At 43.1% G+C, this 15074-nt stretch carries 14 protein-coding genes; 8 read left to right on the forward strand and 6 right to left on the reverse strand.

Annotated features, from left to right (window positions below):
• Positions 1–223 precede the first annotated feature (223 nt).
• Complete coding sequence (locus tag ACQ5BJ_RS11975) at positions 224–775, forward strand: hypothetical protein (protein ID WP_430110948.1); 552 nt, start codon at positions 224–226, stop codon at positions 773–775.
• Positions 776–1300: 525 nt separating this feature from the next.
• Here the strand turns inward: ACQ5BJ_RS11975 and ACQ5BJ_RS11980 are convergent.
• Positions 1301–2143, reverse strand: coding sequence for an aldo/keto reductase (locus ACQ5BJ_RS11980; protein WP_040735534.1), 843 nt, complete (start codon positions 2141–2143; stop codon positions 1301–1303).
• A gap of 23 nt (positions 2144–2166) precedes the next feature.
• Complete coding sequence (locus tag ACQ5BJ_RS11985) at positions 2167–3360, reverse strand: MFS transporter (RefSeq protein WP_268599398.1); 1194 nt, start codon at positions 3358–3360, stop codon at positions 2167–2169.
• 239 nt (positions 3361–3599) lie between these two features.
• On the opposite strand from ACQ5BJ_RS11985, the gene ACQ5BJ_RS11990 reads away from it, so the two are divergent.
• From ACQ5BJ_RS11990 to ACQ5BJ_RS12015, 6 genes are all read left to right on the forward strand, one after another.
• Entirely contained in the window at positions 3600–3971 is a 372-nt protein-coding gene (locus ACQ5BJ_RS11990; protein WP_005544382.1) for a winged helix-turn-helix transcriptional regulator, read from the forward strand.
• A 274-nt stretch (positions 3972–4245) separates the two neighbouring features.
• Entirely contained in the window at positions 4246–4812 is a 567-nt protein-coding gene (locus ACQ5BJ_RS11995) for a DinB family protein (protein ID WP_005544381.1), read from the forward strand.
• A 382-nt stretch (positions 4813–5194) separates the two neighbouring features.
• A complete protein-coding gene (locus ACQ5BJ_RS12000; RefSeq protein ID WP_028402269.1) occupies positions 5195–5779 on the forward strand; it encodes a TetR/AcrR family transcriptional regulator in 585 nt (194 codons plus the stop codon).
• Positions 5780–5838: 59 nt separating this feature from the next.
• Entirely contained in the window at positions 5839–7665 is a 1827-nt protein-coding gene (locus ACQ5BJ_RS12005) for an alpha/beta fold hydrolase (RefSeq protein ID WP_005544377.1), read from the forward strand.
• Between the two features lie 727 nt (positions 7666–8392).
• Positions 8393–9247 carry an alpha/beta fold hydrolase gene (locus tag ACQ5BJ_RS12010; RefSeq protein WP_268622173.1) on the forward strand — a complete coding sequence of 285 codons (855 nt, stop codon included), beginning with the start codon at positions 8393–8395 and terminating at the stop codon, positions 9245–9247.
• Between the two features lie 163 nt (positions 9248–9410).
• Positions 9411–9728 (forward strand): DUF2642 domain-containing protein, encoded by a 318-nt coding sequence (locus ACQ5BJ_RS12015; protein WP_289355203.1) that lies wholly within the window; start codon positions 9411–9413, stop codon positions 9726–9728.
• Between the two features lie 198 nt (positions 9729–9926).
• Here ACQ5BJ_RS12015 and ACQ5BJ_RS12020 read toward each other — a convergent pair whose 3' ends face one another.
• Positions 9927–11216: an esterase/lipase family protein gene (locus ACQ5BJ_RS12020; RefSeq protein WP_430110939.1), complete on the reverse strand. Its 1290-nt coding sequence runs from the start codon at positions 11214–11216 to the stop codon at positions 9927–9929.
• Between the two features lie 431 nt (positions 11217–11647).
• On the opposite strand from ACQ5BJ_RS12020, the gene ACQ5BJ_RS12025 reads away from it, so the two are divergent.
• Positions 11648–11776 carry a hypothetical protein gene (locus tag ACQ5BJ_RS12025; RefSeq protein WP_262866445.1) on the forward strand — a complete coding sequence of 43 codons (129 nt, stop codon included), beginning with the start codon at positions 11648–11650 and terminating at the stop codon, positions 11774–11776.
• A gap of 39 nt (positions 11777–11815) precedes the next feature.
• Here the strand turns inward: ACQ5BJ_RS12025 and aceA are convergent, their stop codons facing one another.
• The 3 genes from aceA to ACQ5BJ_RS12040 are packed head-to-tail and all read right to left on the reverse strand — an operon-like array spanning position 11816 to position 14963.
• On the reverse strand, positions 11816–13090 hold the full coding sequence (gene aceA, locus ACQ5BJ_RS12030) for an isocitrate lyase (RefSeq protein WP_268622177.1): 1275 nt from the start codon (positions 13088–13090) through the stop codon (positions 11816–11818).
• Positions 13091–13118: 28 nt separating this feature from the next.
• Entirely contained in the window at positions 13119–14726 is a 1608-nt protein-coding gene (gene aceB, locus ACQ5BJ_RS12035) for a malate synthase A (protein ID WP_005544368.1), read from the reverse strand.
• A 6-nt stretch (positions 14727–14732) separates the two neighbouring features.
• The gene (locus ACQ5BJ_RS12040) at positions 14733–14963 is read right to left on the reverse strand and encodes a hypothetical protein (RefSeq protein WP_005544367.1); all 231 of its coding nucleotides are present in this window, start codon (positions 14961–14963) and stop codon (positions 14733–14735) included.
• Positions 14964–15074 lie beyond the last annotated feature (111 nt).

Below are 15074 nucleotides of genomic sequence, written 5' to 3' on the forward strand. Positions count from 1 at the left end.
ACCTCAGATTGATAGGAAAGGCTACTCAAAAGAGTGTTACCAAAAACAAACAGGTGTTCTTTGCACAGGTAAGCGGTGTAAAAGACGCCTGTTTTTTTGTTGAATAAGAAAATTTATTGGAATGATGTTTACTATTCTAATGTCAGTAAAGGTGCAACCTTTTAAAAAGGAAATGAATCTAAAAAATGAAGTTACATTTTTCCATAATGAAGGAAGGGTTTATATGCGAAGAAGAATCGCTCTACTTACCGTTATGGCCGCCTTATTGACATGCAGCTTTTTTAATGGACCTGTACAAGCAGAAACGCACACAGAAGTTATTGAAAGTACGGCTAAATCACAGCTCGATTCAACAGTTTTAGAGAAGGTCAAAGCCGCTCTTGGGGATATTGCAAAAGGCAATGAGATGAAATCGGATCTCAAAGTAATGGCGAATAATAGTGACAATATTGATCTAGAAGGGGAGCTGTCCCAGCCTGCAGCAAGGTTCACTGTTGGTTACGACAAGAAAAAACAACGAGTGAATAATGCAACCGTCTATTATCAAATCAAAGATAAGGATCTTGCGTTGGAGTCAGCCGTTCTTAAGAAGGTGAATGCCTTCATCGCGAAGTTCGAGGATAAGAAATATCCATTAACGTTCAACGCATTATGGAGAGTAAAATCGCCATATCAAGATAATGAGCCGCGAAATTACTGGGTATTCTGGGGGACAGCATCGCTGGATATCGATCTCGACAAAGGGAACAAAATCATCGCCAGACAAAGCTGTTAACGCAATTAATCAATTAAGGAAAGAAAAAGTAAATCTTGTTCGCGCGGAGCGGGTAAAGGATGAAGTCGCCGGCAGCTATTTTTGGCATTTTAGAGATCACTACGATCATCATAGCGTCAAGATTGACGCAATAACCAATCAAGTGTTGGAAGTCGATACGATTTATACGGATTGGACGAGCGACAAAGATTTTGCCAAATCCTTTGCCAAACCTAAATATACCCCAAAACAAGCGATTTCTGCAGCAAGCGGCAAAGTTAAATCAATATTCAATGTCAATTTGGCCGGATATAAAGTGACTGTTAAATTGAACGAATATACATTTAAGAAGGACAAACAACCTACAATCGTGGGCAAGATCAACAAGAAAGGAGAATTTTATTCCTTTTCTCTTACGCCTTAAGCTGGAGCGCTACTGTCAGCAGGAAATATAGCTCTAGATTGTCGTTGTTTCAACATAAAAAAGTGTAGAGAAAGAATAGCTCTTTCTCTACACGCTGAGAACTCGCAGCCCGAGTTTTTTTATTAAAAATCAAAGTTATCTGGGTCTGGACCTACACGATGGTTTTGATTTAATCCATCAATGATTTCCATTTCTTCTTTTGTCAGTTCAAAGTCAAACACATTCGCATTTTCAACAATTCGATGCTCTTTTGTTGATTTTGGAATGGTAACCACTCCGTTCTGCAAGTCCCAACGCAAAATAACTTGGGCAACAGATTTATTATGCTTGTTCGCAATTTCCTGAATAACTTCGTTGTCAAGCAATTGACCTTGCATGAGTGGTGACCATGCTTCAAACTGAATACCGTTGTCTTGGCAAAATGCTTGCAGCTCTTTTTGAGTCAATCGTGGATGGTATTCTACTTGGTTGATCATCGGCTTAATTTCAGCGTCCTTCATCAAGTCTTGCAAATGATGGATTTGGAAATTACTTACGCCAATTGCTTTTACGCGGCCTTCTTTATAAAGAGTTTCCAACGCTCTCCAAGCATCTTTATATTTTCCTTCAACCGGCCAATGAATCAAATACAAATCCAAATATTCTAAGCCCAGTTTCTTCAAGCTTGTTTCATAAGCAGCAATCGTAGATTCATATCCCAAATCCGCGTTCCAAACCTTAGAAGTGACAAATAACTCTTCTCTTGAAATGCCCGCTTCCTTCAAGCCTTCTCGGATCCCTTGGCCAACACCTTCTTCATTCCCATAAATCGCTGCGGTATCCACGCTGCGGTATCCATGTTTAATCGCTGTTTTGACTGCATTCACCAATTCAGGGCCTTCTTCGACTTTGAAAACTCCAAGTCCAAACCAAGGCATTTTCACGCCATTATTCAAAGTTGTTGTATCTTGCAAATTTTTTGCCATCATAATTAAAACCTCCAAATTTTTTATTTTTTGCTTACTTGATCTTTTCGTTCCATAGCTCTGCTAAATCCAGTTAAGATTGTAGCGACTACTACCATAAGTGCTCCAATCCAAGTCGTATGGATTAGTCCTATCGAGTCAGTAACTAGACCGCCTACAAAGGAGCCTATCGCAATTCCGGCATTAAATGCAGCAATATTGATTGCCGATGCCACATCAACCGCACTAGGAACAAAGCGCTCAGCCAGTATCACAACATATACTTGTAAGCCCGGCACATTCATAAATGCCAACAGCCCCATCAACAGGATGGTTATCAACCCAGCAACTTTAAATGGTGCTGTAAACATCAAAATAAATAAGACGATTGCTTGTACTATAAACATATAGAACAATGCACCAATTGGGTTTCGATTCGATAACTTACCTCCAATCATATTCCCAATCGCAATCGCGATACCGTAAGCTAACAGAATGACAGCTACCGTTCCTTCTTTAAACCCAGTGATGTCTTGAAGCAATGGTGATAAGTAGGTAAACACGACAAATGTTCCGCCATATCCTAATGCTGTAATGATGAATAATAGCAATAACCGACCATTTGTTACAAGTTTAAGCTGATCACGAAAAGTAGTTTTTACTCCTTTTCGCAATTGAGATGGAACAAGTATGCTATTTGCAAGTAATGCAATAACACCAATGATAACAATGGCAATAAAGGCGGTTCTCCATCCTAACTGCTGCCCAATAAAGGTTCCGAATGGAACACCCGTTACTGTAGCTACGGTAAGACCGGTAAACATAATGGAAATCGCACTAGCTCTGCGGTCTTCTGGAACTAAATCGGCTGCAATTGTCGATCCAATTGACATGAAGACCCCATGTGAGAATGCTGATATCACTCGTGCGACTAGCAATAACCCGATTGTCGTTGAGATTGCAGCAACAGTATTGCCAATAATAAAGACAATCATGATCCAAAGTAATAATTTCTTACGTGACATACTTGATGTCAAAGCTGTCAAAATCGGAGCTCCAAACGTTGCTCCTAATGCATATAGGGACACTGTTAATCCTGCCGTGGTAACTGGAATACCTAAATCATTTGCAATAAGAGGCAGCAATCCGACACTGATGAATTCAGTCGTTCCGATTGCAAAAGCACTTACTGCTAAGGCAAGCAATGCTAACATGCTTTGCTTTTTATTTAGTTCCATATTGTCTCCTCCTTTTCTGTTATATAAATGGGAACTTTCTTTTCAGCGAATAATAAAATTTGAAGGGTATCAACCTCAAAATGTTATTGTGAAATTGAAGAAAGTATAGTATTTCTCAACCGACAAATGTTATTATGAAATATATCGTTCTTAAATGAAAGTACGCACTTGAAAGTTATATAGGAACCAGAAAGTAATATAGGTACTTTTTAGTGCCTATAAGAAGGAGGAGAATCACGATGCAAAAGAAGAAATACAATATCTCTGTTGAAGCGACATTAGAAGTTATAGGTGGAAAGTGGAAGTGTGTGATTCTTTGCCATTTGACTCACGGAAAAAAACGGACAAGCGAATTAAAGCGGCTCATGCCAAGTATTACGCAAAAAATGCTTACCCAACAGCTGCGCGAGCTTGAAGAGGATGGGGTTATCAATCGAATCGTGTACAATCAAGTTCCACCAAGAGTAGAATACGAGCTTAGTGAATATGGACGAAGCTTAGAAGGGATTTTAAGTTCATTATGTACATGGGGGGAGAAACATTTAACGAAAGTATATGGGGATAAATTTTCTGTGTTAGAAGATAGTGTGTTGAATGAACAGCTTAAGTAGGGGATGTGTATACCTCATTCCCATTTCTTCCGGGACATGAATCGTAATACAGATAATACAGCCGATTTCCTTAGAGGTGAAATCGGCTGTTTTCTTTTCTTATTTCCAAAATTGTAATCTGAGAAAAAACAGGATTGGAGCGGGAATGGCATTCATTTATCGGGCAGGATTTTCAACGAAGGTTTAGAATTAAAGATATAAACTACGAATATGCTTTTTTTCTTGAACCCTCTCATACGATGAGAGTACTTCTGTATTCGAGGAGATGATCTTGATGAACAAGAACATGAGGATTGCGGATATTTTAGTACGGTTCGACGAGATATCGAAGCATTATGTTCAGGAGCTGGACGAGTATTGTCTGACGGAACTGTGGCGCAAGCCAAGCGAGAACGAATGGTCGCTGGGACAAATGTATCTGCATCTGCCCCATTCCACGCTGAACTTGCAGCTCCGTCTTGCGGAGCAGTGTATGGCGCCTGGTGGCGGCAGCGAGGAGGCAGGCGGGAAAACGGAGGCTGGCCATGCCGTGTTTGAGCAAGGGAGCTTCCCGCCGGTTCGTATTCAGGTACCGGCCGACTTGCAGTATACGCCTCCTCAGCCGGAGAGCAAGGAGCAGCTTGTTGCCAAGCTGGAGGAAGCAAGGCGCCGCATGCATGAGATTGGGACGTTGCTGCAGAGCATAGATTCAGAGCGGCTGCAGCGGAAAGCGATTCATCCGGCTGTAGCCTTCGGCGCGTTAAACGCGGTCGAATGGTTCGCAATGGTGGAGATGCATTACCGCCACCATCTTCTTCAGAAGGAGCGGCTGGACGCTTTCTTACAAATGCAAAGTGGTTAGGCTGACGAACAGATTGACTTCGTATAGATAATCTGTTTCGAATTCAATCCATTTGAGTAATAAAATTGCATACCAAATAAACCCTATCGGGGTTCAAATTTTTAGATTACGCTACATGATTGTGAGAAATAGAAAAATTGTATACGATGCCTAAGATATCAAAGGCTGTTTTTTTCTCATACCTATGGGATTTTCGTCCGTTTTTCTGTAAGAAATTGAACAGACGAAACAATCACTTTGTTATCCTTGGATATCTTTTTGCAAAGATTGATAAATAAGTGGAAAGCCTACAACCTATTTTTACACATATCTCGATCGAACCCCTATGCATTTCATCAATCATTCCCTTGACTCTCCATTTGTAGTACTGTATAGTACTAATATGAAAAAAAATACACTTAGTAATAAAGATATTGCTCTGCAATCCGCTTTTACATTGTTTCTTACTAAAGGTTTTCTGGCAACAAGCATGGACGACATAGTCGCACGTAGCAAAGTTTCAAAAACGAACATTTATTATTATTTTAAGAGCAAGGAGGAGCTGCTGCTCGCTATTGTTAATCAGTTGATAGCACATTACGAGCAGCGAATTAATTATATTGTGTCTCAAACTGAGCTCACCGTTCAGGAGAAATTAGAAGCGGTACTCCACATTTTAAGCGATACTATTGAACAAAATAACTACCTTGGCGGTTGTCCTTTCCTGACTCTGTATACACAGACGCCTATTGACGCGGTTGAAATTAGAGATAGAATCAAGAGTTTTTTTGAAAAACAGCTGCATGGTGTTGAATTGATTTTAGCCCAAGGGATTGCACGACAAGAACTAAAGGAAGAGCTGCCTGTTAAACAAACAGCTATGTTGATTGTCTCCTCTATTGAGGGTGCTCTCTTCTTGGCTCAAGCTTCTAACAACCAAGATATGATCAAAAATTTATTTCCTGCTTTAGCTTCCATGCTAAAGTAATATTTTTAGATATATTAGTACTAGTTAGTACTATAAAATAATAAAGGAGTGTTTTTATTATGAATATCTTCATGACCGGCGGAACTGGTTATATTGGACGTCATTTAATCGCTGAGTTAGCTTCTCAGCATCAGATTTATGCACTTGTACGTCAAAAAAATCGTCTTCTTACCATCATCAATCAACTGTCACCCGATCAACAGAACAACATTGTTCCTGTTATCGGTGATCTAACGCAGCCTCGATTAGGTTTAAGTGATGACAGCTACAAGCAATTACTTGCAACTGATCTAATTATTCATGCAGGAGGTCCAATGAATATTGAGTTGAACCTCAGTGAAGCTGAGCAGTCTTTCCTCGCTCCTGCAAAATCCCTTGCTCGGCTAGCACAGGATATCCACGCTGCAAAAGAATTAAAGCATTTTATCCATGTCGTAGGCTTTATGAGTCCCTATCATGAACAAAATGCATTGTTGGATCTAGATCATTTGCTGGACAATCAACCGCCTTATGAAAAAATGAAGTTTTTAGCCGACTCTTATATACGAAAATCTCTTCATAACATGAGCATTCCCTTATCTACTGTTAATCCTAGTGTAATCGTCGGAGACTCCTTCTCAGGGAAAACAGAACAGATTGGAGGCCTTAGTATCTTAGTCGATGCCGTAAGGCGAAATCTTATGCCACTTGTTCCAGGCGGCGACGATTATTGGTTACCGATGGTTCATATTGATCATGTGGCTTCGTTTATTTCAAAACTTGCTAATACAGAAGGGTTATCAAGCAATACCTACTATCTTTTAGATTCTAAGCAAGAGAGTCCGTCGATCCGAACTGTCATCAAACTCATGGCACACGAATTGCAGACAACAAAGCCGTTAGGAACTATACCGCTTCCGTTATTGAAAACTGTGCTTAGAATGGGTGCTGGTAAGATGCTTGGTATTCCTAAAGAATCCATGAGTTTTCTTGTTAAGTCGGAATTCCCTGTTTACAGTAAATTAGAAATAGAACAAAGGAACGGCAGAAATTCATTCGTAGTTCCGTCCACGCTCCCTTTTATCATTAGTGATTTGGATTATCGGTTAAATCATTTAGGCCTGAATCAAAATGAGCAGAAAGATTTTAGTCAACGAAGAAGGGCTAACTTAGTTTCGCTAGAGAAAGATAGGAATGAAACGCCTATTATTTTTCTTCATGGGACGTTCAGCAATGCCGATGCCCTTTTGCCCCTCTCACAATTTTTAAGCAGTTTAAATACTTGGTTCGTAGATTTACCTGGATTTGGGCGTACCCCTTATCACCATAATCCTTCTGTGCTAGAAGGCTATGTAGAGAGCATTTCCACTATGATCACTGAGTTGAACAGACCCGTTATATTAGTGGGGCATTCATTTGGCGGATTGATTGCGGCTCAAGTGATGGAACGGCTGCCCTCACTGATCAAACAACTCATTTTATTGCAGCCAGTACTGCATCCTATCCAACCTAAATATAGATTTCGACGTATTACAAGTTTCGTTCTAAAATATATGGAGCCCGCCCGTTTGGAAAAAGAGCTACTTCAAGCCAATAGCTTCAGAACATCGAGTCAGTTATTGAGTAATTACGCTCATTCTGTGGTCCGTGATTTAAAATCCCCTCGTATTCGCAAAACTAACGCTACGGTCATGTCTTGCTTAACTATATCAAAATCCATTCAGTTAAATCCCGAGACATGGGATAAGAGGAAAATTAAGATACTATGGGGAGCTTTGGACAAAGATCATCATGTCCCAAAGCAGTTTGAACACTTGGATATTACACGTATTCAGTACGGTCATCAGTTTCCTGTTGAATTTCCTGAACTAACTGCTCAGTGGATTTCTCAAGCTGTAACAGTATAAAGGTTCTTTTGATAGTATTGATGGAGGTGTGGATTGTCAACACAAATTCAGACTGCTTTTTTAAGGACTCATTTTCTGAACTCAACTGGACTTAAATAACCTAAAGTTCCATGAACATGATGATGGTTAAACTGGTTCTGTTGCAAAGTTTGAAAAAAGCATAAACAGGTTGGTAAATGAAGAACAATGTTTAGGAAGTAGCTAGTAATTGTTGAAGTTCATTGTACGTTGAAAAGGCGGAGTCTCTTTGAAACATACATAAGTTTCCTGAAGATAAGGTTGATTATGGTGTTATTACGGTAAGTATCATTTATTATTTGTTTGGATTATTGCTGGTTTTCGCCGAGAAAGGGAAGAAACAATTTTAAGAAAAAGTGGTTTACTTTATGCTGAAATTTGCTTAGTATATATTTTGTTAAAATGTTGAGCGGTATCCCATGCCCATCAACCTAACAGAAACGAAAATTTCATCTTTTCATAGGTGTCCATGGGAATTTAGTTCACTTTTTTCGTTTTGGGGAACAATTAATTTCTTAAGTTGATGGGTATGGGGTGAACCCCTAATTTTGTGTTTTGAAGGAGAGGTCTTCTCATGATTATTAAATTCATTCGTCTACGTTAATTTGAAGCACAGTTCAACTACTCTCATCATTTTTTTGAAAAATGTATGGGTTTATTTGAGTGTGTTTTTATCATTAACAAATTCGAATGAAATGAGGAGTATCTCATGAGTGAAAAGATAAAAAAAATCAATGGAATTGATATATGCACAGAGAGTTTCGGCAATCCAACTCATCCTCCTGTCCTGCTGATTATGGGAGCCATGTGTTCCATGGTTTATTGGGATGATGAATTTTGCCAAAGCTTGGCTGACTCGGGACGTTATGTGATTCGATTTGATAACCGAGATGTGGGACGTACAACGACCTATCCGCCTGGGAAGTCTCAATATTCTGTGGCGGACATGGCTGATGATGCAGTTGGGGTGCTTGATTCATATGGAATTAACCAAGCGCACCTCGTCGGATTATCATTGGGTGGCATGATTGCACAGATAATTGCAATTAAATATCCTCAAAGAGTTCTAAGCATGGCTTTGATTGCCTCATCTATTTTTGGATCTGATGAGAATGATAGAGGCTTGCCTCCGATGGATGAAAAGATACTTGCTTATCATGCGGATGGAGCGGCACTGGATTGGTCGGATGAAGAGGCGGTTGCAAAATACCTGGTCAAAGGCTCTAGCCTGCTTTGTGGTTCCAAGCATGACTTTGATGAGAATAGAGCGTATAAGCAAGTAATACGCGAGATAAAACGAGCTAATAATCTGATCAGTATGTTTAATCACGCACTACTTACAGGTGATGACGCTTACGAAGGAAAGTTAAAAGAAATCAATGTGCCTGCTTTGGTTATTCACGGTACAGATGATACGATTCTTCCATTAGAACATGGAGTTGCACTTGCTAATGAAATACCAAATGCATCCTTATTAACGCTTGATGGAATGGGGCACGAAATACACTTCGACGATTGGAATACGATTATTCAAGCAATTTCGAACCACACATCGTTGGCGTAGTCGTAACTAAAGCAGTAATAAACAGGGTTACAAATAGTACTTTTTAGAGTGTCCTGATGTTTGATCAGGGCACTCTTTTTTTGGAGTGCTGTGGAACACCGCATGGGTATTTGCCATAAGTTATAGATATGATTTTAATTTATGATAAAGGGGAATGCAGCACATGAATAGGTTTATGTACAATAGCTATCCGCAAGCCATGTACCCAACTCCGCAATATTATCGGAATGAAGATGTACAGAGCAAGGGAACTTTGGTGTTTCCGGAACATGTAATGTACACGACATCTGTGGAACCCAAATTCATCGAGCATTTGATCCAACACAAAGGATTAGCGGTTGTTATCACGACAACTGTCGGCAAATTAGTAGGTACTCTGGATGAGGTTTTCATCGATCACGTAGCTCTTGTAGTTCGCGGGAAAAAGCATCATATTCGATTATGTGAAATCGTTTATTTTGAGAAAGCAGATGAGAAATAAGCATGGATGAGAGTCGATATTTATCAAAGATAATGGTGTAGGGGTATCGATGGCATGCATTATACTACGAATAGGGGACAGAAGCGTTAAAAAGAAACAGCGGCAGTTCTAAGACTTTATTTTTCAGTCTTAACGATTGCCGCTGATTTTATATAGAAGTCAATGGAACACTTTATTTCTCTTTTGACATCTGTTTCATCAGCCTGCCGGAGGCAACTCGGCCAGCATAGCCGCTAAGTCGAGGAAAAAATCATCCGTATTTTTCAGGCCCAATCCAACGACATCGAGATGATCCCAAGAATCCATGAGTCCTAAATAGTTCCATTTCCCAATCTGCGGCTTTCCTTGGTAAGTAACGATTTGATCGCTTGAGCCGTTTTTTGGGCCGTCCATGGAAATCGTGTTCACCAGCCCATCATTTGGCCACCAATCCTCATCGATGACTACATGTCCTGGGGAATCATACGCAAAGGAACCGACAAAATAGCTCGGCGGCAACAATAACGGATTCATGAGCAACTTTGGCGCATGCCATCCCGATAGCGGGATGCGATATGATTTGTTGGTGGCGACCGAGAAATAATAGACGCTTGGATTTGCCTGTACTTGCTCGTTGAACTGTTTGGCCCCGTTAGGGCTTAAATCCCATAATGAACTGTCTTGTGATATTCTCCAAAATTTACTATTTATTACCCGTTGGAAATAATCAAAAAAGGATTCATCGGGCATTCGTTTCAATCCCCATTGATCTAATTTGAAATCATATAGGGGGTGCTCGGCATTACCTGAGGCTGCGGCAATTAAGCCGATTAGTTGGTGGATAAAGGGAATGACTCCCTCTACAAAATGCGTGAAGCTGGTGCCGTTATGCGGCGCGGCTAGGGAAACGAGGCTGCTAACATACGGAAGCGGTTGATCACTGAACAACGGGGATAGATCAGATGCAGCGGTGACAGCACGTTCAGCAGCATCTCCTTTTTCCAGCAGATGAATCAGCATACGTGTGGTTTGTCCTCCCATGCTGTGTCCAATCACATGAATTTGCTTCGGGCGCCCCGTATTCGGGTCAATCTCTCCCCAGGATGGATACAGCCCTTCATACGATCTCCCATATCGCTCGTGACCGTACAGTTCTGAGTGGGCTTTGCCGTAATCTACGGTTCCCCCTTTAATCTGTGCATACAGCTCGCAGGCTCGATCCCAATTGCTCGATACCGTTCCCACCGCAGCTGTATAAACGGAATGCCCGTGTTTCTGTAGTATTTCTTGAATATCGCCGAATCCACCCCAGTATTTAAACGAAAACATCTCGTCTCTTCCCCAGCCTCCAAATCCATGAACCAGTACGATCGGGAAGTCATTGTTGGCAATGGTATTGTTGGTAATGGCATTGTCGGCTTGCGCGTGGACAGACGGCAAGTTGATAGGAAGAATAGAGTAAAAAAGAATAAAGAAGAGCAAAATGAAGCTTGACAGTTTACGGATCATAAAATGCCTCCTATCTAGTTTTGTAATCGTTTTCAAAACAGATGCTCTCAAAATTCCGCTATTCTTTCTGTTCTAACATTGCTGGATTCATGAAGATACCAAAGGAGATTTTTGTGGATGTGTGTGAAGGGATGTGTTTTGAGGGAGGACAGTTAGCATGGTGTTATACATATACATTTACCATATAAACCTATTAATGACAACTATGTAAATTAAATATTTTCTAGTAAATAGATTTTTTGAAGGGTTAGTCGTCCAGGGATCGATTTGGAGCGTTGATAAGCGGGAAAGAATGGGCTGAATTTCTCAAGATAGGGAAATGATATAATACGCTTGGATATGACTGCTGAATGATAAATAGAGCCGTCTCTATGCCATTGTTCAATGACCTGTGAGACGGCTCCGTCCGTTTATGCCCCGGGGAGGTTGCAGTGAAACTGGAAGTTTTGCGCTTCCGTGGAGAGCTTGGCATTACGAGTGCTGCTTATAGCAGCGAAGGCGGGGTTGCAGAGCAGCGGGCAGCAAGGGGGAGTGATTGCAAACCGGGGCGTTATAGCTAATATGACTTTATGTCAACAACGGGTTAGAATCGGTTCCCCTTACGTGAACTGCTCTGCTTCTGTTGAGTCCGTGTAGGCGGTCGTGGATGAAATACCGCCCGAAATCGTTTGTGCCACCTCGTCGAAGTAGCCTGTGCCCACCTCGCGCTGATGCTTCACCGCTTCATAGCCGAGCTGCTCTAGGGCGAATTCAGCTTGCTGCAGGTCGGAGTATGCGGCCATGCCGCGCTCCTTGTAGCCTTGCGCCAGCTCAAACATGCTGTAATTGAGCGCGTGGAAACCGGCTAGTGTCACGAACTGGAACTTGTATCCCATACGTCCAAGCTCGCGTTGGAAGCCCGCGATTGCCTTGTCGTCCAATTTCTTCTTCCAATTGAAAGAAGGAGAGCAATTATAAGCAAGCAACTTGCCTGGATATTTTGCATGGATCGCCTCGGCAAATTGCCGTGCTTCATCGATGTTCGGCTCGGACGTCTCGCACCAAACGAGATCTGCATAAGGAGCATAAGCGAGACCGCGCGCAATCGCTTGTTCAATACCGGCACGCGTATAATAGAAGCCCTCTGGAGAACGTTGCCCCGTCAGGAATGGCCGATCGTACGGATCGACATCGCTTGTCAGCAGTTGAGCCGCATTAGCGTCAGTACGCGCGATAATCAAGGTGTCTGTGCCCATAACGTCGGCAGCCAAGCGAGCTGCGATTAAATGGCGAATGGCTTGCTGCGTAGGCAGGAGTACCTTGCCGCCGAGATGTCCGCACTTTTTCTCCGAAGATAGTTGATCTTCGAAGTGTACGCCTGCTGCTCCTGCTTCAATCATCGCCTTCATGAGCTCGAATACATTGAGCGACCCTCCGAATCCTGCTTCGGCATCTGCCACGATAGGGGCAAAAAAGTAAGTTTCGTTTTTTCCTTCTGCATGTTGGATTTGATCGGCCCGCTGCAGTGCTTGATTAATCCGCTTTACGACTTGCGGCACACTGTTAGCCGGATATAAGCTCTGATCGGGATACATATGGCCCGATAGGTTGGCGTCCGCGGCTACCTGCCATCCGCTTAAGTAAATGGCCTGCAAGCCGGCTTTTACCTGCTGCACGGCTTGATTCCCCGTCAATGCCCCAAGCGCGGGCACGAACTCTTCGGTATGCAGCAGATGCCAGAGACGTTCGGCTCCCATCTGGGCTAACGTATGCTCCACCTGAACAGAACCGCGAAGCCGGAGCACTTCATCGGCAGAATAGGTACGTGTTACGCCTTTCCAGCGTTCTTCTTTCCATTTCGTCTCCAATTGTTGAATCGTATGTTTATCCGTCATGGCAACCATCTCCTCATATTCAATGATTTCATCCCAGCAATTCATAGCCCATCACCGTCAAAAACTCGCTGCAAGTTTCTTCGCTAATCAAATCCACGAACATCTGCTTCGCTTCTGTAAACCTGCGGTTCGCGAATTCATCTTGGCCGATCCGTTCTTCAATCTTTGACATTTCTTCTTCCGTCAGCTTTAAGACTAGTTCCAGCGTGATGTCGTTGCCATTCGTAAGCTGGCCTTCTGGATGGCGAATCCATTGCCATACCTGAGTGCGCGATATCTCGGCCGTTGCCGCATCCTCCATAAGATTGAATATCGGTACGGCGCCAAATCCCCGCAGCCATGCTTCGATATATTGCAAACCGACACTGATATTCGTCCGCAATCCCTGTTCGGTAATTGTTCCATCTGGTAAAGCGAGCAGGTCGTTTGCCGTGACATGGACATCTTCCCGTTTGTTATGGATCTGGTTCGGCTCTTTCATCTGTTCATTGAACACTTCCATTGCGATCGGAACGAGTCCAGGATGGGCGACCCAAGTTCCGTCGTGGCCGTCATTTGCTTCGCGCAGCTTATCCGCGCGCACTTGCTCCATTGCCTTCGCGTTAGCCTCGGCATCATTCCGGATCGGGATTTGGGCTGCCATGCCGCCCATGGCATGCGCGCCGCGCTTGTGGCAGGTACGAATGACGTACTGCGTATATGCCCGCATGAACGGTACGGTCATCGTGACCTGCGATCGATCGGGGAGCAGCGCATGTCGATGGCGATTCAGCCTCTTAATGAAGCTGAAAATATAGTCCCAGCGTCCGCAGTTCAAGCCGGCGCTATGCTCCCGCAGCTCGTATAAAATTTCATCTGCCTCAAATGTGGCCAGAATCGTCTCGATGAGCACAGTTGCTTTAATCGTTCCTTGAGGGATGCCCAGCTCCTGCTGGGCGAACACGAATACGTCGTTCCATAATTTTGCTTCTTGGTGGGACTCCAGCTTGGGAAGATAGAAATAAGGTCCGGAATGATTCTCGATGAGGGCACGAGCATTGTGGTAGAAATAGAGTCCGAAGTCGACAAGGCTGCCTGAGGCAATTTCTTCACCTATACGAATGTGTTTCTCCTCTAAATGCCAGCCGCGAGGGCGAATTAACAGGTAAGCTGTTTGTTCGTTCAGGCGGTAGGCTTTGCCCTCTGGGCTCGTAAAGGTGATTGTACGGCGGATGGCATCACGCATATTGATTTGGCCGCGGATTGAATTGTCCCATGTTGGGGAATTGGCGTCTTCGAAGTCGGCCATGAATCCCTTGGCGCCGGAATTGAGCGCATTGATGACCATTTTGACATCCCCGGAAGGTCCGGTTATTTCCACCCGCCGGTCTTGGAGATCGGAAGGCACGGGAGCGACGCTCCACTCGCTGTCCCGAATGTGCTTCGTTTCCGGCAGGAAGTCGGGGAGCTCGCCGGCATCCAGTCGGCGTTGTCGCTCAGCGCGGTCAGATAGCAGATTTAATCTGCGGGCATTGAACCGTTCATGGAGCTTTCCGAGGAACTCGAGTGCCCCAGGCGTCAAAATCTCGGCGTACGGTTCAGGCATGTGTCCGAGAACAATAATTTCCTTGCAATTATTAACGGGCATCTTGGACATGACCAATTACCTCCCTCTGCTGAAAGCCGGACTCAAATAGGCGGCTTGCAAAATATTCGCGATCGAGTCTTGTTCATTGAATTCGTAATCCAGGCTGCCGCTTCCATTACAGCGCAAGCACGGCGTAATACCATGCCCCTTGCATGAGCCACATTGGTGGCCGCTCTCTTGTTTTCCGTGTCCTTCGCATTCCAAACATTCCATTTCTCCATTGCCATGGCAGTAGTAGCAGTCCATTCCTAACGCCTCCTGAGTCATTAAATTTATCTGTTATAATACAGATTTATCATTCGTTGATCTGTATTATAACAGAGCTTTCGAAAATGAAAAGCCCCTTTTTTAAGAAAA

Origin of the sequence: Paenibacillus sp. B1-35, assembly GCF_050474385.1 — a bacterium.
GTDB lineage: Bacteria > Bacillota > Bacilli > Paenibacillales > Paenibacillaceae > Paenibacillus_B > Paenibacillus_B alvei.

Coding starts and splice junctions, on each gene's coding strand:
- ACQ5BJ_RS11975 (WP_430110948.1), top strand. CDS start 224: ATGCGAAGAAGAATCGCTCTACTTACCGTTATGGCCGCCTTATTGACA.
- ACQ5BJ_RS11980 (WP_040735534.1), bottom strand. CDS start 2,143: ATGGCAAAAAATTTGCAAGATACAACAACTTTGAATAATGGCGTGAAA.
- ACQ5BJ_RS11985 (WP_268599398.1), bottom strand. CDS start 3,360: ATGGAACTAAATAAAAAGCAAAGCATGTTAGCATTGCTTGCCTTAGCA.
- ACQ5BJ_RS11990 (WP_005544382.1), top strand. CDS start 3,600: ATGCAAAAGAAGAAATACAATATCTCTGTTGAAGCGACATTAGAAGTT.
- ACQ5BJ_RS11995 (WP_005544381.1), top strand. CDS start 4,246: ATGAACAAGAACATGAGGATTGCGGATATTTTAGTACGGTTCGACGAG.
- ACQ5BJ_RS12000 (WP_028402269.1), top strand. CDS start 5,195: ATGAAAAAAAATACACTTAGTAATAAAGATATTGCTCTGCAATCCGCT.
- ACQ5BJ_RS12005 (WP_005544377.1), top strand. CDS start 5,839: ATGAATATCTTCATGACCGGCGGAACTGGTTATATTGGACGTCATTTA.
- ACQ5BJ_RS12010 (WP_268622173.1), top strand. CDS start 8,393: ATGAGTGAAAAGATAAAAAAAATCAATGGAATTGATATATGCACAGAG.
- ACQ5BJ_RS12015 (WP_289355203.1), top strand. CDS start 9,411: ATGAATAGGTTTATGTACAATAGCTATCCGCAAGCCATGTACCCAACT.
- ACQ5BJ_RS12020 (WP_430110939.1), bottom strand. CDS start 11,216: ATGATCCGTAAACTGTCAAGCTTCATTTTGCTCTTCTTTATTCTTTTT.
- aceA (WP_268622177.1), bottom strand. CDS start 13,090: ATGACGGATAAACATACGATTCAACAATTGGAGACGAAATGGAAAGAA.
- aceB (WP_005544368.1), bottom strand. CDS start 14,726: ATGTCCAAGATGCCCGTTAATAATTGCAAGGAAATTATTGTTCTCGGA.
- ACQ5BJ_RS12040 (WP_005544367.1), bottom strand. CDS start 14,963: ATGGACTGCTACTACTGCCATGGCAATGGAGAAATGGAATGTTTGGAA.